The organism is Sphingopyxis sp. BE235 (genome assembly GCF_031457175.1).
GTDB lineage: Bacteria > Pseudomonadota > Alphaproteobacteria > Sphingomonadales > Sphingomonadaceae > Sphingopyxis.
The window spans coordinates 260,675-283,488 of record NZ_JAVDWC010000002.1 but is presented as its reverse complement, the minus strand read 5'-3'; the positions used below and the strand labels follow the sequence as shown (position 1 = coordinate 283,488).

18 protein-coding genes are annotated in these 22,814 nt (G+C 65.6%); 12 read left to right on the top strand and 6 right to left on the bottom strand.

Features of this window, described 5'->3' with window-relative positions; translation table 11 throughout:
• Window positions 1–16 precede the first annotated feature (16 nt).
• A complete protein-coding gene (locus tag J2X38_RS08550) occupies window positions 17–928 on the top strand; it encodes a neutral zinc metallopeptidase (RefSeq protein WP_058538080.1) in 912 nt (303 codons plus the stop codon).
• Window positions 901–2,208, top strand: coding sequence for an amidohydrolase family protein (locus J2X38_RS08545; protein ID WP_310253165.1), 1,308 nt, complete (start codon window positions 901–903; stop codon window positions 2,206–2,208). The genes J2X38_RS08550 and J2X38_RS08545 overlap by 28 nt, the downstream gene beginning before the upstream one ends.
• On the opposite strand, the gene J2X38_RS08540 is transcribed toward J2X38_RS08545, so the two are convergent.
• Entirely contained in the window at window positions 2,205–2,966 is a 762-nt protein-coding gene (locus tag J2X38_RS08540) for an HPP family protein (protein WP_310253163.1), read from the bottom strand. The genes J2X38_RS08545 and J2X38_RS08540 overlap by 4 nt on opposite strands.
• 162 nt (window positions 2,967–3,128) lie before the next feature.
• Here J2X38_RS08540 and J2X38_RS08535 point away from each other — a divergent pair, with 162 nt between their 5' ends.
• The 5 genes from J2X38_RS08535 (at window position 3,129) to J2X38_RS08515 (ending at window position 11,640) form a co-directional block, all read left to right on the top strand.
• Window positions 3,129–5,195, top strand: a complete 2,067-nt coding sequence (locus tag J2X38_RS08535; protein ID WP_310253161.1) for a S9 family peptidase — start codon at window positions 3,129–3,131, stop codon at window positions 5,193–5,195.
• 169 nt (window positions 5,196–5,364) lie between these two features.
• Window positions 5,365–8,187 (top strand): valine--tRNA ligase, encoded by a 2,823-nt coding sequence (locus tag J2X38_RS08530; RefSeq protein WP_310253159.1) that lies wholly within the window; start codon window positions 5,365–5,367, stop codon window positions 8,185–8,187.
• 95 nt (window positions 8,188–8,282) lie between these two features.
• Window positions 8,283–9,641, top strand: coding sequence for an MATE family efflux transporter (locus J2X38_RS08525; protein ID WP_405053455.1), 1,359 nt, complete (start codon window positions 8,283–8,285; stop codon window positions 9,639–9,641).
• Between the two features lie 95 nt (window positions 9,642–9,736).
• On the top strand, window positions 9,737–10,909 hold the full coding sequence (locus J2X38_RS08520; protein WP_058538233.1) for a sensor histidine kinase: 1,173 nt from the start codon (window positions 9,737–9,739) through the stop codon (window positions 10,907–10,909).
• Window positions 10,909–11,640, top strand: a complete 732-nt coding sequence (locus tag J2X38_RS08515) for a LytTR family DNA-binding domain-containing protein (protein WP_056374183.1) — start codon at window positions 10,909–10,911, stop codon at window positions 11,638–11,640. Before J2X38_RS08520 ends, J2X38_RS08515 begins: the two co-directional genes overlap by 1 nt.
• A 65-nt stretch (window positions 11,641–11,705) precedes the next feature.
• Here J2X38_RS08515 and J2X38_RS08510 read toward each other — a convergent pair whose 3' ends face one another.
• On the bottom strand, window positions 11,706–12,056 hold the full coding sequence (locus tag J2X38_RS08510) for a UrcA family protein (RefSeq protein WP_310253152.1): 351 nt from the start codon (window positions 12,054–12,056) through the stop codon (window positions 11,706–11,708).
• Between the two features lie 244 nt (window positions 12,057–12,300).
• Here J2X38_RS08510 and J2X38_RS08505 point away from each other — a divergent pair, with 244 nt between their 5' ends.
• Window positions 12,301–12,789, top strand: a complete 489-nt coding sequence (locus tag J2X38_RS08505; RefSeq protein WP_058538085.1) for a hypothetical protein — start codon at window positions 12,301–12,303, stop codon at window positions 12,787–12,789.
• A 4-nt stretch (window positions 12,790–12,793) separates the two neighbouring features.
• Here the strand turns inward: J2X38_RS08505 and J2X38_RS08500 are convergent, their stop codons facing one another.
• Window positions 12,794–13,195 (bottom strand): hypothetical protein, encoded by a 402-nt coding sequence (locus J2X38_RS08500; protein WP_156419681.1) that lies wholly within the window; start codon window positions 13,193–13,195, stop codon window positions 12,794–12,796.
• 182 nt (window positions 13,196–13,377) lie between these two features.
• On the opposite strand from J2X38_RS08500, the gene J2X38_RS08495 reads away from it, so the two are divergent.
• Window positions 13,378–14,874: a BCCT family transporter gene (locus J2X38_RS08495; RefSeq protein ID WP_310253148.1), complete on the top strand. Its 1,497-nt coding sequence runs from the start codon at window positions 13,378–13,380 to the stop codon at window positions 14,872–14,874.
• Between the two features lie 16 nt (window positions 14,875–14,890).
• On the opposite strand, the gene J2X38_RS08490 is transcribed toward J2X38_RS08495, so the two are convergent.
• Window positions 14,891–16,969 (bottom strand): M13 family metallopeptidase, encoded by a 2,079-nt coding sequence (locus tag J2X38_RS08490; RefSeq protein ID WP_310253146.1) that lies wholly within the window; start codon window positions 16,967–16,969, stop codon window positions 14,891–14,893.
• Window positions 16,970–17,211: 242 nt separating this feature from the next.
• Between J2X38_RS08490 and uvrA the strand changes: the two genes are divergently transcribed.
• From uvrA to J2X38_RS08475, 3 genes are all read left to right on the top strand, one after another.
• Complete coding sequence (gene uvrA / locus J2X38_RS08485) at window positions 17,212–20,103, top strand: excinuclease ABC subunit UvrA (RefSeq protein ID WP_310253143.1); 2,892 nt, start codon at window positions 17,212–17,214, stop codon at window positions 20,101–20,103.
• An 84-nt stretch (window positions 20,104–20,187) separates the two neighbouring features.
• Window positions 20,188–20,949, top strand: a complete 762-nt coding sequence (locus J2X38_RS08480; protein WP_310253140.1) for a hypothetical protein — start codon at window positions 20,188–20,190, stop codon at window positions 20,947–20,949.
• A gap of 122 nt (window positions 20,950–21,071) precedes the next feature.
• Window positions 21,072–21,512, top strand: coding sequence for a nuclear transport factor 2 family protein (locus tag J2X38_RS08475; protein ID WP_310253138.1), 441 nt, complete (start codon window positions 21,072–21,074; stop codon window positions 21,510–21,512).
• 1 nt (window position 21,513) lies between these two features.
• Here the strand turns inward: J2X38_RS08475 and J2X38_RS08470 are convergent, their stop codons facing one another.
• Complete coding sequence (locus J2X38_RS08470; RefSeq protein WP_310253136.1) at window positions 21,514–22,062, bottom strand: hypothetical protein; 549 nt, start codon at window positions 22,060–22,062, stop codon at window positions 21,514–21,516.
• A 321-nt stretch (window positions 22,063–22,383) separates the two neighbouring features.
• Complete coding sequence (locus tag J2X38_RS08465) at window positions 22,384–22,692, bottom strand: antibiotic biosynthesis monooxygenase (RefSeq protein WP_310253134.1); 309 nt, start codon at window positions 22,690–22,692, stop codon at window positions 22,384–22,386.
• Window positions 22,693–22,814 lie beyond the last annotated feature (122 nt).

Genomic DNA, 22,814 nt, shown 5'->3' with positions numbered 1-22,814 from the left:
CCGGTGGAGAAGCCCCATGCGCCTCGACGACTATGATCCCGGTGACGACATCCGCGACCTGGGCCGCGGTAGCGGCGGCGGTTTCGGCGGCGGTGGGGGCGGCGGTCTCGGCGGGCTTCTCATCGGATTTCTGCCGATGCTGCTCGGGCGCAAGATGGGTTGCGGCACGATCCTGCTGATCGGTGCGGCCGCTTTCTTCCTTCTCGGTCCCGGCGCCAATATGCTCAGCAGCGGCGGCGGCACCGCCGATCCGGCCGTGGACAGCCGTAGCGGCGCCAATGTTGCCTGCGATACCGCGAGCGAACGCTTTGCGTGCAACGTATTCGGATCGACGCATACGGTGTGGGAGGGTCTGATCACCGGCTATCGCAAGCCGACGCTCAATTTCTATGAACAATCGACGCGCAATTCGGGCTGCGGCGCCGCAAGCTCGGCGATGGGCCCCTTCTATTGTCCCGCCGACCAGGGCGTCTATCTCGACACCAGCTTCTTCCGCGAACTCGAACAGAAATTCGGCGCCGCGGGCGACGCGGCACAAGCCTATGTGATCGCGCACGAGGTCGGCCATCATATCCAGACGATCAGCGGCATTTCGGATCAGGTCCGCCGCGCGCAACAGCGCGCCTCGCAGGCCGAAGGCAATGCGCTGCAGGTCCGCATGGAGCTTCAGGCCGATTGCTACGCCGGCGTCTGGGCGGCGCGCGCCAGAAACAGCGCGGGCCAGCCGGTCATGGAAGAGGGCGACATGGAAGAAGCGATGCGCGCCGCGAACGCGATCGGCGACGACACGCTGATGCGCTCGGCGGGGCAGCGGCCGGTGCCCGAAAGCTTTACCCACGGCACGAGCGAACAGCGCATGAGCTGGCTGCGCCGCGGCCTGCAATCGGGGGATCCGCGCCAGTGCGACGCGTTCGGCGCGGCCGGCTGATCGCAGCGCTCGCGGCGGCACTCGCCGCAGCGCTCGCGGCGGCACTCGCCGCAGCGCCCGCATCGGCCGAAACCCTCTATGTCCAAACCGGGCGACTGATCGACGGCGTCTCGGACGAGGTCCGTACCGGCCAGTGCATCACCGTCGAGGCCGAGCGCATCAAGGCGGTCGGCGCGTGCGGCAAGGCGCCCGATGGCGCGAGGGTCGTCGACTGGTCGGGCTTTACCGTCCTGCCCGGCCTGATCGATCTCCACACCCATCTCGCCGATCTCGGCCAGAGCGCCGACCTTGCCGCACCAATGAAGGCATCGCCCGCCGAAACCGCGCTCGTCGGCGCGCGCAACGCGCGCGTCACGCTGGGCGCGGGCTTCACCAGCGTGCGCGACGTCGGCACCTATCGCGGCCTGACCGACGTCACGCTGCGCAATGCGATCGAGCGCGGCGACGTGCCGGGGCCGCGCATGTGGGTCGCAGGCGCTTATCTCACCATCCCGAAGGGCGGCGGCGAACTCAACGGCGTGGTTCCGAACGAACAGCTGCCCCCCGACATGCGCCTCGGCGTCGCGGCGACGCCCGAGGAAGCGGCCGCGAAGACGACGTACCTGCTCGACCATGGCGCCGACTTCATCAAGACGATCGCGACGGGCGCGGTGCTCGCGATCGGCACCGAACCCGGCGCGCCCGAAATGACCGTCGAGCAGCTGCGCGCGGTCGTGAAGGTCGCGCATGCGCGGGGCAAAAAGGTCACCGCGCACGCGCACGGTGCGATCGGCATCCAGAACGCGATCAACGCGGGGGTCGACAGCATCGAACATGCCAGCCTGGCCGACGAGGCGACGCTGCAGCTTGCGAAAAAGCACGGCACCTGGCTCGCGATGGACATCTACAACGGCACCTATATCGACGAGGTCGGCACGAAAGAGGGCTGGCCCGAGGAATATCTGCGCAAGAACCGCGAGACGACCGATGCGCAGCGCGCCGCTTTCCGCCGCGCGGTCGAGCTGGGCGTCAACATCGGTTATGCGACCGACGCGGGCGTCTATCCGCACGGGCTCAACGCGCGCCAGTTCCGCAACATGGTCAAATATGGGATGACGCCGATGCAGGCGATCCAGTCCGCGACCGGGCGCGCGGCAGAGGAAATGGGGCGCGGCGACGTCGGCGCGATCCTGCCCGGCCGCTATGCCGATTTCATCGCGGTGAAGGCCGATCCGCTCGCCGACATCACCGTGCTCGAAAAGATCGACCATGTGATGAAGGGCGGCGCGATCGTCCGTTAGGAACCGACCTTTTCGGGCTTCCGCTTTTTCGCTTTTTCCGCCGCAAGCTTGCTGCCCGCCAGGGCAAGCTGCGCCTTGGCGACGCGCTCCGCGGCGTGCGCCTCGGCGCGCGCCAGCAGCAAGGCGAGATCTTCGCGGCTGATATCGAACGTTTCGCCCAGATCGGCAAGCGCGCCGTCGATATCGTCCATCAACAGCCCGACCGGCTCCTGCGGCACCGCCTTGCCGTCGACGGGCCGCGCGCGATGCGGATAGCTGTGCCCCGAAAAACGGTGGAACAGCATGCCGACGCCCACGAGGATGAGCGAATTGATGAGCACGGGCACAAGGAAATCGGCGACATGTCCCGAAAAGCTCTGCCAGCCGAGCACCGCGCTGAGCGCGACCGCGCCGCCCGGAGGATGCAGGCAGCGCGCGAGCGACATCATCAAGATGGCGGTCGAGACCGCCAGCGCGGCCGCGAAGGCGGGCTCGCCGATCGCCTGCGCCACGACCACGCCGAAGATGCCCGAAATGACGTTGCCGCCGACGATCGACCAGGGCTGGGCGAGCGGGCTCGCGGGCACGGCGAACAGCAGCACCGCCGACGCGCCGATCGGTGCGATGATCCACGGCATCGTGACCGGGAACATCGCCGCGCAGATCAGGCCGGCAAAGCTGATCCCGACGAGCGCGCCCACGCTGGCGACCACCCGGTCGCGCAGGCTCGCGCCCGCCAGCAGCGGTAAAAAAATCCGACTCGAATCCGGCTTCGCCACAGATATCTCCTTGAACGCGGCCCGATGGCGCATCGGACGCGGCGGCGCCAGAGAGGTTTGATTTATTATCGCCAAGCCCCGATTTTCAGCGGCAGCGGGGAATCGAGGCGATCCCGGTCGGTTCATCCTTGAACCCGCGCGGCGCATCGCTAAACCGCTTTCATGCGAAACCACATCCTGTCCAGCGCGATCGCGCTCGCCGCCGCTCTTTCCACCCCCGCTTTCGCCCGGCCGATGACCGAGGTCGACCTTGCGACCTTGAAGCGCGTCGCCGCGCCGACCGCATCGCCCGATGGGCGATGGGTCGTGTTCCAGATGACCGAGACCGAGGGTGCGACGTACAAGCGTTCGACCGGGCTGTGGCTCGTCGACCGCAATGCGAAGGACGCAAAGTCTGCCCAAATCGCCGACACCGCGGGCAAGAATGAAACCGCGCCCGCCTTCGACAAGGATGGCATCCTCTATTTCCTCTCGAACGCTTCGGGCAAAAGCCAGGTATGGCGGATCGATCCCAAGGCGGGCGCCGCGGCGACGCAGGTGACCGACACCCAGGCCGACGTGTCGGGCTTCAAGATCTCGCCCGACGCGGCGAAACTGCTCGCGTGGGGCGATATCGCGAAGGAATGCACCGATTTCGGCTGCGACGCCAAGGACAAGGGCGCGCTCCCTGGCCCGGGCAGCGGCCGTCTGTACAAGGATGGCGCGGGCTTCGTCCGCCACTGGGACGAGTGGGAAACCCCCGGCACCTATAGCCGCCCGTTCGTTTTCAACCTCGCAGGCGGCAAGGCCAGCGCGGCGCGCCCGGTCGACGCGGGCCTGATCGGCGACAGCCCGTCGAAGCCGTTCGGCGGCGGCGAGGAATTGGCGTGGGGCGCCGACAGCCGCACGGTCTTTTTCACGCTGCGCAAGGCCGACCGGAACGAGCCGATGTCGACCAATCTCGATATCTACAGCTGGCTGGTCGACAGCCGGATGATGCCGACGAACCTGACGCAAGACAATCAGGCGACCGACACCCTCCCCACCCCCTCGCCCGACGGCAAATGGCTCGCCTATGCCGCGATGGCACGGCCGGGGTATGAAGCCGACCGGCAGGTGCTGATGCTGCGCAATCTCGAAAGCGGCGAGACGAAGAAGCTCACCGACGCGTGGGACCGCTCGGTCGGCTCGATCGCGTGGGCGCCCGACGGCAAGTCGCTTTATGTCACCGCGCAGGACACGCTCGACCACCCCGTTTTCCGCGTCGATGCCGCGAGCGGCAAGGTCGAGAAGCTCAAGGCGTCGAACGAGGCCTTCGACGGCAATATCGGCGATGTTGCGCCGCTTCCCGGCGGCGCCCTCCTCTATTCGCGCAACAGCGCGCTCGCGCCGACCGACCTGTTCGTCCGCGATGCCAAGGGCAAGGTGAAGCAGCTCACCGCGGTCAACGCCGCGCGCCTCGCCGAGTATGACGCGGTCGAACTCGACCGCGTCCAGTTCGCGGGCGCGAATGGCGACAAGGTGTGGGGCATGATCGTCAAGCCCGTCAGCCCGGCCCAGAAGCTGCCGGTCGCCTTCATCGTCCACGGCGGCCCGCAGTCGAGCTTCGGCAACAGCTGGTCGACACGTTGGAACCCGCGCGTGTTCGCGCAGCAGGGCTATGGCGTCGTCACCGTCGATTTCCACGGCTCGACGGGTTACGGTCAGGCGTTCACCGACAGCATCAACAAGGATTGGGGCGGCAAGCCGCTCGAGGATCTGAAGCTCGGCCTCGCCGCGGCGGGCAAGCAGGATGCACAGCTCGACATAACCAACGCCTGCGCGCTCGGCGCCTCCTATGGCGGTTACATGATGAACTGGATCGCGGGTCAGTGGACCGACGGCTTCAAATGCCTCGTCCAGCACGACGGCGTGTTCGATCTGCGCGCGATGGCGTTCGAGACCGAGGAGCTATGGTTCGACGAATGGGATCATGGCGGTCCGTGGTGGGAACGCACCGATCCTGAAAAGTGGAACCCGGTCAATCATGTGGCCAAGTGGAAAACCCCGATGCTGGTGATCACCAGCGAGAAGGATTTCCGCATCCCCTACAGCCAGGGTCTTGCGGCTTTCACCGCGCTTCAGCGCCGGAATATTCCGTCGCAGCTGCTCGTCTTTCCCGACGAAAATCATTGGGTGTTGAAGGGCGCGAACAGCGTCCAGTGGCACCAGACGGTGTTCAACTGGCTGGGCAGCCATCTGAAGAAATAGACCAACCTCTCCTTACCTCGTCACCCCGGACTTGATCCGGGGTTCCGCTTTTTCCTTCCAAGACGGAAAAGCGGGATGCCGGATCAAGTCCGGGGTGACGAGAGATAGCGACCGTTTAAGCGATCACCCCCTTGCCGCCTCGCGCCCCGGCTGGCAAAGGCGCCCGGCTATGCCGATGGAAAAAACGTTCGATCCCGCCGCTATCGAGGCGAAATGGGCCCATGAATGGGAAAGCCGCGGGCTGTTTCGCCCCGCGCGTCCCGATGCGACACCCTTCACGATCGTCAACCCACCGCCGAACGTCACCGGCGCGCTGCACATCGGCCATGCGCTCGACAACACGTTGCAGGACGTGCTCGTCCGCTACGAGCGCCTCCGCGGCAAGGACGCGCTGTGGGTCGTCGGCATGGATCATGCCGGCATCGCGACGCAGATGGTGGTCGAGCGCCAGATGGAAGAGCGGCAGGACAAGCGCACCAATTACAGCCGCGAGGATTTCATCGACAAGGTGTGGCAGTGGAAGGCCGAAAGCGGCGGCCAGATCACCGGCCAGCTCCGCCGCCTCGGCTGCTCGATGGACTGGAGCCGCGAGCAGTTCACGATGGACCCGCATTTCACCGCCGCGGTGGTCAAGGTGTTCGTCGACCTCCACAAAAAAGGTCTGATCTACCGCGACAAAAGGCTCGTGAACTGGGACCCGAAGCTCAAGACCGCGATTTCAGACCTCGAGGTCGAGACGCACGAGATTCAGGGCGGCTTCTGGCACTTCAAATACCCGCTCGCCGACGGCGTGACGCTCGACGATGGGCGCGACCATATCGTGGTCGCAACGACGCGCCCCGAAACGATGCTCGCCGACATGGCGGTCGCGGTGCACCCTGACGATGCGCGCTACAAGAGCGTGATCGGCAAGGACATCCTCCAGCCGATCACCGGTCGCCGCTTCAAGGTCGTCGCCGACGAACATGCCGACCCCGAGCTGGGGTCGGGCGCGGTGAAGATCACCCCGGGGCACGACTTCAACGACTTCGACGTTGGCAAGCGCGCGGGGTTCAAGGCCGGCGAGATGCTCAACATGCTCGATGGCGATGCGAACGTCATCCAGACCGCCGACGGGCTGATCCCCGCCGAATATCTCGGCCTCCACCGCTTCAAGCGCGATGGCAAGGACGGGGCGCGCGAACTGGTCGTGCAGCGGATGAAGGAGCAGGGTTTCCTCATCCCGCACACCGACAAGGACGGCGGTGAGCATGACGCCGAGCCGCGCACGATCCAGACGCCGTTCGGCGACCGCGGCGGCGTGGTGATCGAACCCTGGCTGACCGACCAATGGTATGTCGACGCCGAAACGCTGGCGCAGCCGCCTATGGCCGCAGTCCGCGACGGGCGCATCAACATCGTCCCCAAGACGTGGGAAAAGACCTTCTTCAATTGGATGGAAAATATCCAGCCGTGGTGCGTGTCGCGCCAGCTCTGGTGGGGTCACCGGATTCCCGCCTGGTATGGGCCCGTCAAAGACGGCGATGAGCATTACAGCCTAAATCCTTCTTCTGCTGATCGCCGGAAAATATTCGTGGCAGAAAATGAGGCCGAAGCGCTCAATCAGGCCGCCGAATATTATGGGTCCGACGCACAAGTTGTCATCGCTGATGAAGTGAACGAGCCGGGAGACCGGCGGCTTGCGGGCTACATCTCGTATGGCGGTGCGAAAATCGCGCTGCATCGTGACGAGGACGTTCTCGACACCTGGTTCTCCTCCGCCCTCTGGCCCTTCGCCACGCTGGGCTGGCCCGACGACACCGAGCTTCTGAAGCGCCACTACCCCAACGACGTCCTCGTCTCCGGCTTCGACATCCTCTTCTTCTGGGATGCGCGCATGGCGATGCAGGGGATGGAGTTCATGTCTGACGTGCCGTGGAAGACGCTCTATCTCCACGGCCTCGTCCGCGCGCCCGATGGCGCGAAGATGTCGAAGTCGAAGGGCAATGTCGTCGATCCGCTCGGGCTGATCGACCAGTACGGCGCCGACGCGCTGCGTTTCTTCATGTCGGCGATGGAAAGCCAGGGCCGCGACATCAAGATGGATGACGCGCGCCTCGCGGGCTATCGCAACTTCGCGACCAAGCTCTGGAACGCCGCGCGCTTCTGCGAAGCCAATGGCATTTCGGCGTCGACCAGCTTCGAAGCGCCCGCCGCGACGCTGCCGGTCAACCGATGGATCATCGGCGAGGTCGCCGGGACCGTCGCCGCGATGGAGACCGCCTTCGCCGCCTATCGCTTCGACGAGGCCGCGAACGCGATCTACAGCTTCGCATGGGACCGCTTCTGCGACTGGTATCTCGAACTGATCAAGGGCGCGATCGACGACGAGACGAAAGCGGTCGCGGGCTGGGTACTCGACCAGATCCTTGTCATGCTCCACCCCTTCATGCCCTTCATCACCGAAGAGCTGTGGACGGGGCTCGGTGACCGTGCCGATTATCCGCTGATCACCGCGAAATGGCCTGCGCCAGCAGCGGTGCGCGATGCCGACGCCAGCGCCGACATCGACTGGCTGATCAAGCTCGTCAGCGAGCTGCGCACCGCAAAGGCCGAACTCGGCCTGCCCCCGGGCGCGCGCCTCACCGCGCATTTCCCGGCGTCGCTCAAGGGCCGCACCGACAAGCTCGCGGCGCAACTCGATCGCCTCGCGCGCCTCGAAGCCATCAGTTTCGACCCCGCACCCGCGGGCGCATCGGCCCAGCTCGTCGTCGAGGGCGAGACGATCACCGTCCCGCTCGAAGGCGTCATCGACATCGCGGCCGAACGCGACCGGCTGACCAAAGCGCTCGCCGCCGCGGCGAAGGAACGCGACGGCCTTGCGGGACGCCTGAACAACCCGTCGTTCGTTGAACGCGCCAAGCCCGAAGCGGTCGAAAAGGCGCGCGCCGACCACGCCGCCAAGGAGGCCGAGGCCGACCGCCTGACCGCCGCATTGGCGCGGCTGGGTTGAGCGAAGAGGCGCCCGTCACGCCGACTCCGGTCGCCGCGGCGGCCGACCCCGCCGCAGGGCCGATCCCGCCGCGCCAGACCGCGCGCGACGGGCGCATGGACCTGACCCACGGGCCGATCACCAAGACGCTGATCCTCTTCGCGCTGCCGACGCTCGCGTCGAACATCCTCCAGACGCTCTCGGGCTCGGTGAACGCGATCTGGGTCGGGCAGTTCCTCGGCGAAAGCGCGCTCGCCGCAACCGCCAATGCGAACATCATCATGTTCCTGATGTTCGGCGCCTTCTTCGGCTTCGGCATGGCGGCGACCGTGCTGATCGGCCAGTCGATGGGCCGCGGCGATATCGACGCCGCGCGCCGCGCGACCGGCGGCGTGATCGGCCTCGCGCTCATCTTCTCGGTCGTCATCGCGATTGTCGGCTGGTTCGCGTCGGACCAGATATTGCGCTGGCTCGAAACCCCGCCCGAAGCCTTTGCGCTCGCGCATGATTATCTGCGCGTCACCTTCCTCGCGGTTCCCGCTTCGATGCTGTCGGTGACGCTGATGATGGCCTCGCGCGGCGCGGGCGACGCGGTGACGCCGCTCCGCTTCATGATCCTCGCGGTGGTGCTCGACATCGTCTTCAACCCCGTTCTGATCCTCGGCCTCGGCCCCTTCCCGCGCCTCGGCATCGCGGGCAGCGCGCTGGCCACGGCCGTCGCGGGGACGATCAGCCTCGCGGGGATGATCGGCTGGTTCTACGCCAAGAACCACGTGCTGCGCCTGCGCGGACATGAACTGTCCTACCTGCTTCCCAAATGGTCGGAGCTGCGCTTCATCATCGGGCGCGGCCTGCCGATGGGCGCGCAGATGCTCGTGATCTCGGGCGCCGGGCTCGTCATGGTCGGGCTCGTCAATCGCGAAGGGCTCGTCACTGCCGCCGCCTATGGCGCGACATTGCAGCTGTGGAACTACATCCAGATGCCCGCGCTCGCGGTCGGCGCCGCGGTCAGCTCGATGGCGGCGCAGAATATCGGCGCCGGACGCTGGGACCGCGTATCGAGTGTCACGAACAGCGGCATCGCGATCAATCTTGCGATGACCGGCGTCCTGATCGCCCTGCTCCTGGCTTTCGACCGCGCCGCGCTCGCGCTCTTCCTCGGCAGCGAAAGCCCGGCAATCGAGGTCGCGCGCAATATCCAGCTGATCGCGACCTGGACCTTCCTGCCCTTCGGCACGACGATCGTGCTGATCAGTACGCTGCGCGCCAACGGCTCGGTCGTGCCGCCGCTCGTCATCCTGTTCCTGTCGATGTTCCCGATCCGCCTTGGCATCTATTATTTCGGTTATCCGGCGGTGGGCAGCGACATCCTCTGGTGGAGCTTTCCGCTCTCGTCGCTCGCCTCGCTGGCGATGGCGATGGCGATCTACCGGCGCGGCAACTGGCGCCGCGCACTGCCGCAACCGGCGGGCTGACCGGCCTTCTGCTTTCGACCAAGGTGCGCGCAGCTTCGACTGGCGGTCCGGTGCCCGCTAGCCATCGATCGGTATTTGGCGCTAAAGCAGGCATAATGAATATCTCAAACCGCAAGGATGCGCTGCGCGATCAGCGCGCGAAAATGTTGGCAGCGGCGCCCGACTGGCGCGCCTCCGACGCCCGCGTGAACCCCCGGGTCGCGATTGGATCGATCATCGCGATGTGGGCGATCTATTTCCTGATCACCTCGGTGCTCGCGATGCTGACCGGCGTGCCCGAGCAATGGCCGTCCGCCGGCCGCCGCGCGATCGTCGTCGTCGCCGGTATCTTGTGTACCTTTGTCCTTTATCAACTGCTCCAGCGCGCCCAGCCCCAGAGTTTCGGCGCCCGGCTGGCGGCGGCCTTTGGCGCCGCGGTCCCGCTCGTGATCATCTATGCCACGGTCAATCTGATGGTTTTCTATTATTGGTTTCCGGTTTCCGACAGCGCCAAGATCGTCGAGGAAATGCAGTCGAAATATTCGGTCGCGTGGGAAACGATGCTGATCCTCGACAGCTCGATCCGCTGGTATTTCTTCTTTGCCGTCTGGGCCGCGCTCTATGTCGCGTTCGGCTATGCCAACGAGATGCGGGCTCTCGAACGCCGCGCCAACCATTTCCGAATGGAGGCACAGACCGCGCAGCTCCGCGCGCTGCATTACCAGGTCAATCCGCACTTCCTGTTCAACACGCTCAATTCGCTGTCGACCCTCGTGCTCAAGGGATCGAAGAGCGAGGCCGAGACGATGATCATGAATCTCGCGTCCTTCCTGCGATCGAGCCTCGCGGTCGATCCCGAGCAGCTCGTCAGTCTCGACGAGGAAATTGCGCTCCAGCGGCTCTATCTCGACATCGAGCAGACCCGCTTCCCCGATCGCCTGCAGGTCGAAGTCGCCATGCCGAAAGAGCTGGAAAACGCCTGCGTTCCCGTGCTGATCCTGCAACCGATCATCGAGAATGCGATCAAATATGGCGTCGCACCAAGCAAGGGGAAGATCGCGGTCCGCCTCACCGCCAGCGCCGAATACGGCCTGCTGGTGCTGCGCATCGAAAACGACATCGATCCGAAGGCACCCGCCCCCGCCTCGGGAACCGGCCTCGGCCTCGGCAATGTGCGCGAACGCCTGCTGACCCGCTATGGCCCCACCGCAGGATGCGAATGGGGTCCTTCGGACAACGGCGGCTTTGTCGTATCGCTGTGGCTGCCATTAGCTCGGGAGGCTTGCTGATGATCCAGACTCTTCGCACCCTGATCGTCGATGACGAACCGCTGGCGATCGAACGATTGCAGATATTGACCGGGCAACAAGACGGCGTCTCGCTCGTCGGCACCGCGAGCGACGGCGCCTCGGCGCTCCGCATGGTCGATGCCCTCGCGCCCGACCTCGTGCTCTGCGACATCGCGATGCCCGATCTCAACGGGCTGGAGGTCGCCGCGGCGATCGAGGGGCTCGACAACCCACCCGCGGTCGTCTTCGTTACCGCCTTCGACCGTTATGCGGTGGCGGCGTTCGACGTTGCCGCGGTCGATTATCTGCTCAAGCCCGTGTCGCCCGACCGCCTCGCCCGCGCGCTGTCGCGCGTGCGCGAATGGCGCGCGACCGAGCGTGCGCCGGCGCAAAAAAGCAGATGGATCAATGAATTCTGGGTCCAGAACCGCGGCGAGATGCTGCGCATCGATGCCGGACAGGTCGATTTGATCGAGGCCGAGCGCGACTATATGCGCCTGCATGTCGGCGGCCGCAGCTGGCTGATCCATCAGACGATCAAATCGCTGGAAGCGCGCATGAACCCCGATCAGTTCATGCGCATCCACCGGTCGAAAATGATCCGCCGCGAAGGCATCGTCGGATTGAAGCACCATGGCGACGGCGCGTGGAGCGTCGACCTGGGCGAAGGCGGCGTCCACCGCATCGGACGCACCTATCTCCACGATGTAAAGGCTATCATGCACGCCTGAACAAAAAAAGCGGCCATGCCGCAAGGGCATGACCGCCTTTCGGGACAAACATACGGCGGGGTTGGTCAGGGCGCGGCGGCGACGACAATCCGGCCGCGATCGGCCAGGCGGGCGCTTTCGCCGTTGAACAGGCCGGCCAGTTTCACATCGGCGTCGGCCATCGCGCTGTCCTCGCAGCGATTGGCAACGGCACGTTCGCGAAGGCCCTGCCGGTAGTGCAGACGGGTGCCGCACACTTTCTGAACGGCAAATTTGACGCGGGCGTTCAGCCGCTCGCGGCCGTCGGCGCTCGACAGGTTCAGGTCATCGTAACGCACGACGACGGTATGCCGCTCGCCATCGTCTTCGGCCGCGGCCGGAACCGCAAAACCGCCCAGCGCAACCGGCGCTGCCAGCAGGAAAGAAAATTTCGCCATGGGGGAGTCCTCTCTTCAAAAAGGATGCGGGATACCGGTTGGCGGACCGGGGAGACCGTCTTCCGATATCCCGCAAAGGGGTGATACCCCCTGGACGTCATGAGAATCGCCTTTGGATCGATCGGGGCGGACAGCCGCTCGATTGACAGACGAAGCGCGTCGATCCGTCGACGAATGGCCGGCTGCGGGGCAATATCATGGCGCCGGGCTTGCATCCGGCGCATGTTCATGGCCAAATTGACCGATGGCGAGGAAATTATCTTTCGCTGCGAGTCGCCGCACGGGTGCGCGCCTGTTCCGTTGGTGGGCGCTCGCGCTCGCCGGGGTGACCGGCGGGGCTTTGCTGGGCGAAATGGCCGTCGGGACGCGATTGGGCCGCGGAACCGGCGAGCCCGTATCCTATTCGAACCTCAGCGCCAATCCGGACGCGCTGGCGCCGCAGGGCAGCGGGGCCGCGCCGTGCCTCGACTGCGCGGACAGCTACGGCGTCGCGATGCGGCTGCGGGCGCATCGCGACGACAGGATGCGTGATGACGCTTTTCGCGAACTGGGGGCGATCGACGTCGACCCGCCGATCCTGGCCGATGCCGACGACGACTATCGATATGGCGGCCGTTTTCCCGACCCGGAGCCACCCGCAGCGGCGATGGACGAAGGCCGACTCGCCGCCGCGCCAACCGGCGATCCCTCACCGCCCGACACGACAGCGGAACCGGTGCCCGCCGAATATTGACGCCTTAGCGCGGCGGCGTTGTCGTCGGCGCGGCGCAGCGGGTCGTGTCGCCGGCCTTGCACGCAGCAGCGTCGGCTTCCCATTTCATCCGCTCTTCGGCCGACATCGCGGCGACGCGCGCCTTCTCAGCCTCATAAGCGGCGGTTTCCTCGGTGAACACTTGCTGGTCGTGTGCGACCTGCTGCTGCGCCGCCGACACTTCCTGTGCATAGACCGTGTTGTCGGACCTGGCGCGCGCGGCCTGTTCGGCGTTGAGCCGGGCGGTGTTCGACCGTTCTTCGGCCGTGGTGCCGTCCTTCATCGGTTTCGCCGTCGTCGCCGTATCGGCCGGCGTCTGGAAGGCCGCCGCCTGACCCGAGGCGAGCAGCGCGAGCGCGGCGGTGGCCGCCATCAAATTTCTGGTCATCGAAGCTTCTCCTTCACATCACATCTCTGCCGATCCAACGCTTTGCCCGATGGGCCGTTCCCGCCCCGAATTGACCTCCCCGATTTGACCTCGAGCGGGGCAAACGTCATGCTGATCCTCCTGACCATGTCCGATCGGCCGATCATTTGCCAGCATCTCCGAAGCATCCCCTCAATCGCCCGGTGTTTTTCACGCCGCTCGCCGTGCTTCTCGCCGCCGTTGTCCTCAGCCTTTGGCAAGGGGCCGCTGTCGTCGCGGCCGAGACGGCGATCAACGACTGGATATTGCGCTATTTCTCCCCGCTCTTCGCCTGGGCGGGGATCGGCTTTCTTGCGCTCCTTGCGGGCATTGCCGTTTCGCCGCTCGGCGGGCGGATCATTGGCGGCCCAGCCGCAAAGCCGATATTGACCCGATGGCGCTGGTTCGCGGTGACGCTCTGCACGACGATCGCCACCGGCATCCTCTTCTGGGGCGCCGCCGAACCCCTCTTCCACCTCAACGACCCGCCCGCGATGCTGGGGCTCGAGGCGGGCAGCGATGCGGCGGCGACCTTCGCCATGTCGACGATGTTCCTGCATTGGACGCTGACGCCCTATGCCATCTACACCGTCGCGGGCCTCGCCTTCGCGCTCGTCTATTATAACCGCCGCGAACCCTTCAGCCTGTCGTCGCTGTTCGTTCCGCTGATCGGCCGGCGCGCGCATGGCCCGGTCGGCACCGGCATCGACATCATCTGCCTTTATGCGCTGGTCGCGGGCATGGCGGCGTCGCTCGGCGCCGGCCTGCTCGCGCTCGCGGGCGGGGTCGAGGGGATCGGCGGCTTCGACGGCGGCACGCCACTACGCTGGGCGATTGCAGGAGCGATCGTCGCCAGTTTCCTGATTTCCGCCGCGACGGGCCTGCAAAAGGGCATCGCAGGCCTCTCGGTGCTCAACACCTGGCTGTTCTTCGCGATCATCGCCTTTGTTCTGATTGCGGGGCCAACCGCCGAGATGATCGGCCTGTCGCTGCGCGGCACCGCCGACTATTTCCAGACCTTCATCCCTCGCAACCTCGGCCTCGACGTCGATACCGGCTGGCACCGGCAATGGACGATCTTCAACTGGGCCAACTGGTTCGCGTGGGCGCCGGTGACCGCGCTTTTCCTTGGCCGCCTCGCGGTGGGGTACAGCGTCCGCGCCTTCATTATGTACAACCTCATCCTGCCGTCGCTGTTCGGCGCAGTGTGGATGACGGCGATAGCCGGTGCGACGATCGCGTTCGACCAGCAGAGCGGCGCCAGCCTCTATGCCATCCTGACCGCGCAAGGCCCCGATCCGGTGTTGTTCCGGCTGTTCAGCGCGCTCGGCGGCGGCCCCGTCGTTGCCGGGATCGTGCTGTTCGCGATCTTCCTGTCCTATGTCGCGGGCGCCGACGCCAATGTTTCGGCGATGAGCGCGCTGTCGACGCATGGCATTACGCCCGACGCGCCCGAGGCCCCGCTGTGGGTTCAGGCGGTGTGGGGCATCACCGTCGGCTTGGTCGCAATCGTTCTGGTCGCGGGCGGCGGGATCGACGGCATCCGCATGATGTCGGTGCTCGGCGGCTTTCCCGCGCTGTTCGTCATTGTCGGCGCGGCGCTGTCGCTGGCCGTGATGGCGGTACGGGGACGGCACGAAGCCGCCCCCGCCCAATCCTGAGAAAGGGGTCTCAGGACTACCAGATCCGCGTGCGGTCCTCGGGCTTCAGATAATATTTGGCGCCCGCGGCGACGCTGAACGCCTTGTACCACGCATCGACGTTGCGCACAGGTCCAATGATGCGCCAGCGTGCGGGGCTGTGCGGATCGCTCGCGACCTGCTGTTTGATCGCGTCCTCGCGCTGCTTCGTCCGCCACGCCTGCGCGAAAGCGAGGAAGAAGCGCTGGTCGCCGGTCAGCCCGTCGATCACTGGCGCAGGCTTTCCCCCGAGCGACCGGCGATAGGCGTCATAGGCGACCTCGAGCCCCGCCAGATCGGCGATATTCTCACCCATCGTCAGCTCGGGGTTGATGAACGACCCCGGCGCCGCCTCATAAGTCGCATATTGCGCGCCGAACGCCTTGGCCTGGGCGTCGAAACGCGCCGCATCCTCGGGCGTCCACCAGTCGCGCACCGCGCCCTCGGCGTCGATCTTGCGCCCCTGATCGTCGAAGCCATGCGTGATCTCATGGCCGATGACGGCGCCGATCGCGCCATAGTTGACCGCATCGTCGACGTTCTCGCTAAAGTACGGCGCCTGCAAGATACCCGCCGGGAAGACGATCTTGTTCTCGAGCCCACCATTATAGGCGTTCACTTCCTGCGGGTTCATCGACCATTTCTTGCGATCGACCGGCTTGTTGAGATCCGACAGCGCATAGGCATATTCGAACGCCGCGCTGCGCTTCACATTGCCGTAGAGGTCGGCGGGATCGATCTTCAGCCCCGAATAGTCGCGCCATTTGTCGGGATAGCCGACCATCACGTCCATCTTCGCGAGCTTGGCTAACGCCGCGTCCTTGGTCGCGGGCGCCATCCAGCTGTTGTTCCGGATGCGGTCGCCCATTGCGAGTTTCAGGTTGGTGACGAGCACCTCCATCTTCGCCTTCGCGCTCGCGGGGAAATATTGCTTCGAATAGGTTTCGCCGACCAGCTCTCCAAGGCTGCCATCGACCAACGTCAGCCCGCGCTTCCAGCGCGGACGCAGCTCGCCGACGCCGCTCAGCGCCTTGGTATATTCGAAGCGGCTGTCGACGAACGCCTTCGACAGATAGGGCGCGGCATTGTCGGCGACATGGAACTGCTGCCACAGCTTGATCGTGTCGAGCGGGGTCTTGGCATAGAGCGCCGCAATGTCGCGGACCGCGGTCTTTTCGTTGACGATGATGCGTTTCTGCGGCGCGATGCCCGATCCCGCGAACCACGCCTTCCAGTCGAGCCCCGGGGCATAGGCCGCGAGCTCATCCGCCGACATCGGATTGTTGATCTTGCCGATGTCGCGGCGGTCGGCGATCGCCCAGCTGACCTTCGCGATCTCGGTTTCGAACGCCATGATCGCATCGGCCGCCTTTTCGGGATCGGCATTGCCCGCCATCTTCATCGTCCGCGCGATATAGGCGCGGTACGCGTCGCGCTGCGGCTTGAAGCTGTCGTTCAGATAATAGTCGCGCTCGGGAAGGCCGATCCCCGCCTGCCCCAGCCACAGCACGTTGACGGTTGGGTCGGCGGTGTCCGCGTAAGGCCCGCCGCTGACGATCGTCGAACCGAACGTCCCCTGCGTGCCGCCCATGAAGCGCGCCATCTCGCTCTTGTCCTTGATCGCCGCGACTGCGGCGATGTCGGCGAGCAGCGGCCTGGCGGCGAGCGCCTCGACGCGCGCCTCGTCCATGAAGCTCTGATACAGGCCGCCGACCTGGCTCGCCGCGGGCGCCCCCGCGACGACCGCGCGGAGCTGACGCTGGGTCAGGTTATAGACATCATAGTCCACCCCCGCCGAGGCCTGATCCGACGGAATCTCGGTGCGCGCAAACCAGCCGCCATTGGCGTAGCGGTCGAAATCGTCGCCGGGCTTCACCGACGGATCGCGCGCGTCGAGGTCGACACCCCATTTGCCGAAGGTCAGCGCCTTCAGCGATCCCGCCGACGAAGCGTCACCCTCCTCAGCCGCCGCAACCAATAGCGTTGCATTGACGCCCACTTCGCTCGCCACCGCCGGTACAGCGGCCAGCGCAGCTACCATCGCCATTCCCGCGGCGCCCCAAAAAAAGCTCTTCATTTCCCCAGTCTCCCGATTGCCTGCGCCGTCGGGTCGAGACGGCGCACATGGTCATTCTTGTCCGCCTGTGACGCCAAGCGGTCAAGCAAGCGACACGACGCTTGGTCGAAGCCTTTGGGATGTTGGTGGAAAGGCTGGTCAGCGCACGCGCATTGCGGTGCGGCTCTTGCCGCCCTATCTATCGTGCAACCGCGCAAAACCGCACTTGCGCCTTTAGAACAAATCTGGAACAAACCCTCCCCATGAGTCTCACCCATATTTCCGTACGCGGCGCGCGCGAGCATAATCTCAAGGGCGTCGACGTCGACCTGCCGCGCGACGCGCTGATCGTCATCACCGGCCTGTCGGGCAGCGGCAAATCGTCGCTCGCTTTCGACACCATCTATGCCGAGGGCCAGCGGCGCTATGTCGAGAGCCTGTCGGCCTATGCGCGCCAGTTCCTCGAAATGATGCAAAAGCCCGACGTCGAGCATATCGACGGGCTGTCGCCGGCGATCAGCATCGAGCAGAAGACGACGAGCCGGAACCCGCGCTCGACCGTCGCGACGGTCACCGAAATCTACGATTATATGCGCCTGCTTTGGGCGCGCGTCGGCATCCCCTATTCGCCGGCGACCGGCGAGCCGATCAGCGCGCAGACCGTCACCGACATGGTCGACCGCGTGATGGCGCTGCCCGAAGGAACGCGCGCCTATCTGCTCGCCCCCGTCGTGCGCGGGCGCAAGGGCGAGTATAAGAAGGAACTCGCGCAGTGGCAGAAGGACGGCTTCACGCGCGTCCGCATCGACGGCGAATTCTACGAAATCGGCGACGCGCCGGCGCTAGACAAGAAATACAAGCATGACATCGAAGTTGTCGTCGACCGTATCGCGGTGCGCGAGGGGCTCGGCACGCGGCTCGCCGACAGTTTCGAGACGGCATTGAAGCTCGCCGAAGGGCTCGCCTATGTCGACCTCGCCGATGGCCCGGTTCCGGGGCGCGAGGAGGAAGATACGGGCGGCGCGATGAAGGGCGCGGGCATCCCCGCGAACCGGCTGATCTTTTCCGAAAAATTCGCCTGCCCGGTGTCGGGCTTCACGATCGCCGAGATCGAACCGCGGCTGTTCAGCTTCAACGCGCCGCAGGGCGCGTGCCCCGCGTGCGACGGGCTCGGCGAGCGGCAGGAGTTCGACCCCGACCTCGTCGTCCCCAACCATGCGCTCAGCCTGAAAAAGGGCGCGGTGGTGCCGTGGGCCAAATCGAACCCGCCCTCGCCTTATTATATGCAGGTGCTCGAAAGCCTCGGCAAAGCCTATGGTTTCGACCTGACGACGCCGTGGCAGGACCTGCCGGGCGAGGTTCAGCTGATCATCCTCTACGGCAGCGGCGGCAAGCCCGTCGAACTGACCTTCAAGGACGGCAAGCGCAGCTACACGACGCACAAGGCGTTCGAGGGCGTGATCGGCAACCTCAACCGCCGCCTGCTGCAGACCGAAAGCGCGTGGATGCGCGAGGAACTGAGCAAATATCAGGCGCCGCATCCGTGCGAGACGTGCCACGGCGCGCGGCTGCGCCCCGAACCGCTCGCGGTGAAGATCGCGGGCGAGGATATCAGCATGTCGGCACAGCGCAGCGTCGCCGACGCGCTCGGCTGGTTCAGCACGCTCGACGAAAAGCTGAACGACACGCAGAAACAGATTGCCAAGGCGATCCTGAAAGAGATCAACGAGCGGCTCGGCTTCCTCAACAATGTCGGGCTCGATTACCTCAACCTCAACCGCACCTCGGGCACGCTCAGCGGCGGCGAGAGCCAGCGCATCCGCCTCGCCTCGCAGATCGGTTCGGGGCTGTCGGGCGTGCTCTACGTCCTCGACGAGCCGAGCATCGGCCTCCACCAGCGCGACAACGACCGCCTGCTCGCGACGCTCAAGCGCCTCCGCGACCTCGGCAATACGGTGATCGTCGTCGAGCATGACGAGGACGCGATCCGCCACGCCGACTATGTCGTCGACATGGGCCCCGGCGCGGGGCTGCACGGCGGCGAGATCGTCGCCGAGGGCACGCTGGAACAGGTGCTCGCGAACACGAAGAGCCTCACCGCGGCCTACCTCACCGGTGCGAAGAAGATCGAAGTGCCCAAGCACCGCCGCAAGGGCAATGGCTTCGACCTCGTGCTCAAGGGCGCGCGCGCCAACAATCTTCAGAATGTCACCGCGAAGATCCCGCTCGGCACCTTCACCTGCGTCACCGGCCTGTCGGGCAGCGGCAAGTCGAGCCTGATCATCGACACGCTCTATGCCAGCGCCGCGCGCGTGCTCAACGGCGCGCGGATGATCGCGGGGCCGCACGACAGTCTGAAAGGGCTCGAGCATTGCGACAAGGTGATCGACATCGACCAGTCGCCGATCGGCCGCACCCCGCGCTCGAACCCCGCGACATATACCGGCGCCTTCACGATCATCCGCGACTGGTTCGCAGGGCTGCCCGAAAGCCAGGCGCGCGGCTACAAGCCCGGGCGCTTCAGCTTCAACGTCAAGGGCGGGCGCTGCGAGACCTGCACCGGCGACGGGCTGATCAAGATCGAGATGCACTTCCTGCCCGACGTCTATGTGACGTGCGAGACGTGCCACGGCAAACGCTACAACCGCGAAACGCTCGAGGTGAAGTTCAAGGGCCACAGCATCGCCGACGTGCTCGACATGACGGTCGAGGATGCAGCCGAATTCTTCAAGGCGGTGCCGTCGATCCGCGAAAAGATGGCGATGCTCGTCCGCGTGGGCCTGGGCTATATCAAGGTCGGGCAACAGGCGACGACGCTGTCGGGGGGCGAGGCGCAGCGCGTCAAGCTCGCCAAGGAACTGTCGCGTCGCTCGACCGGACAGACGCTCTACATCCTCGACGAACCGACCACCGGCCTCCATTTCGAGGATGTCCGCAAATTGCTCGAAGTGCTCCAGGCGCTCGTCGATCAGGGCAACAGCGTGATCGTGATCGAGCATAATCTCGACGTCATCAAGACCGCCGATTATATCCTCGACCTGGGGCCCGAGGGCGGGGTCAAGGGCGGCGAAATCGTCGCCGCGGGCACGCCCGAACAAGTGGTGAAGGAGAAGCGCAGCTTCACCGGCCAGTATCTGGCGCCGTTACTGAAGTAATTGCCGTACTCCTACTGGATTGACAGGGCACTGACAGCCCTGCAAGTAATCCTTGGCCGCACTCTGCGGCTTGGGGGAAAATGGATGAATTACCTGAGGGGCGCGGCCGCTTTTGCGGCCTCTTTTACCATGCTTTCGATTTCGGTTCAGGCGCAGGAAGCCGCGGCACCGGCCGTGACGGCCGAGCCCGCCGCCGTCGCCGAACCTGCCGCCACGCCGGCTGCGGTTCCGGCGGTTGTCGCCGCACCCGCGCTCGCCGTCGCGGCGCCGGCGCCCGGCCTGATGCTGCCCTCCTATACCGAAGTGATCCTGACGCCCGACGCCGAGGCGAACAGCAAGAAGTTGCGCGAGGGGCACACGATCCCGATGCACACCGTCTTCGACGTGATGCACAATGGCGTCGTCGTGATCCCGAAGGGCACGCGCGGCATGGGCACCGTGACCTGGCGCACCGGCAAGGGCGCGTTCGGCAAGTCGGCGAAGATGGAAGTCACCTTCAACGAACTGACGCTGCCGAACGGCCATCGCCTGCCGCTGGCGGGCATGCACCGGCAGGAGGGTGAGGGCAACACCGGCGCCGCGATCGGCGCGGCGATCGCGGTCGGCGTGTTCGGCGCCTTCGTCACCGGCAAATCGGCGATCATCCCGAACGGCCAGCATCTGATGGCACGGACGAACGAGGCGCTGGCCTATTCGATCCCGGCGGGTGCGGTGATCATCCCGACTGCACAGCTGGCCCCCGCGGCGAGCGTTGCGGTGGTGGCGCCCGCCGCGGCGGTGACGCCCGCAGCCGAAGCGCCGGCCCTGGCCGCGCCCGCGGCCGGCAGCACCCCGACCACCGACTGAATGGACCGAAGAATGGGGGTCCCGAACGAGATTTCGGGACCCCTCTCTTCGCGACTCCCGCTGGAGAAACCGCGCAGAGGCGGCTAGGCTGCGCACATGATTTGCGGCGGGAGTCTCATGCAATGCCGATCGATCCTGTACGCCTTGCCCTTCCCTTTGCTGCGGCGCTGTTGACGGCGGGACCCGCATTGGCGGCGCCAGCGCCCTCCTCACCCGAAGCCGCGCTCGAAGCCTATGTCGACGGGCTGCGCACCGGGCGGGTCGAGCGGCTGCAGGCGCTGTTCCTTCCCGACGGGCAATTCTGCACGCTGGCGAAAGACGGCGCGGCGGCGCCAGTCGATTGCAAGCGCTTCGCCGAAGTGCTCGGCGGCTGGGCGGCGCGGCCCGATCCCGCTGCGACCGGGCGCGTCCTCGACCGCCGCGACGCGACGCCGTCGATGAGCGCGGTCACCTATGAACTGCATTTCGGCGGCGACCGTTACGTCGACCAGCTCCTGCTCTATCGCACCGATGCCGGATGGCGCGTCGTCGCCAAGACCACCGCGGTCACCGTCGCCCGGTAAATCAGTGCCACACCGCCGAGAGCGGGTAGAGCGCGATCAGCCAGATCAGGCAGGCGCACGCGATGCGCCGGTCCTTTGCCGCGATCGCGAGCAGCGCGACGGGGAAGAAGGACCAGGTGATCACGATGTTGCGCGGGTCGACGGGCGGGGACTTCGCAAGCACCACAACAGTGGCGAGCAGCGCGATGTTGCAGAACAGGATGCCGCCGAGGACCTTGCGATAATGTTTGTCGAAATGCGCGCTGAGATCGCCCCATGCCTCGGCATCGTCGGGAAAGACCAGGCTCGCCGCGAGGAAATAGATGGCGGTGACAATAAAGCCGCCGAACAGCACCGGCCAGCTCAGCGGCAACAGGTCGCGCATCGCCCAGCCGTACATCCAGAAGGTGACGACGTCGCCCGACACGAACAGCCCGAGCAGCGCGGTCGGCCATCCGATGCGGACGCGGTGGCTGGCCTTCAGCGCGCGTGCCAGCCCGCCAAGCCCCTCGGCCAGCGCGAGGCCGAGGATCAGCCCGAACAGCGAAAAGATGAATTCGAACCCGCTCATATGCCCCCCGGCTATTCCCCGAACCGTCGCCCTGCCCCGCTTAAAGCCACAAAAGCCCCGCATGCGCGACGCGATTTTGTGTCCTTTGTGGCTTTAAGCCGCCGCGCCGACGGCGCCCGCCGACACATATTGCCGTGGCGCGCGCATCGCCCAAAGGAAAGGTCCAAGCGATGGTGGCACGGCAAAATATTGTAGGACAGCGGTTTTTTAAGCCCCTCCCGCTTGCGGGAGGGGTTTGGGGAGGGCCTGTAAACCAACCCGTCCCGCCTTCCTGGAACATACCCTCCCCCAACCCCTCCCTGAAGGGAGGGGAGTATCAGGTCACCCCATCAGCTTCGCGGTGATATCCTCGGCGACATAAATCCGGATCACCGGCGGCTGCGGCGACAGCGCGCGCATTTCGGCGACGAAGGCGGCGGACGCGGGCACCGTGAAATGGGCACGGACCGCGTCGATGCTCTCCCACTCCTCGACAAAGACGAGCCGCATCGCATCCTCGACATCGACATGGCAATGATGCGCCAGACACCCCGCCTCGCCGCGCGACCGCGCGCTATGCTCGGCGCCGAGCGCTATCATGCGCTTGGCGTGTTCGGGGGTCATGATCACGTGGCCGGTAATGAGGACCATAAGAAAACTCCCAAGCAATGTACGGAATGACACTAATCCTAGTTGGCCTAGCTCTATACCGGCGACGTCAATTCGTACCGCAAGACTGATTTACGCGTGCATTGAGACGAGATGGGCGCTAC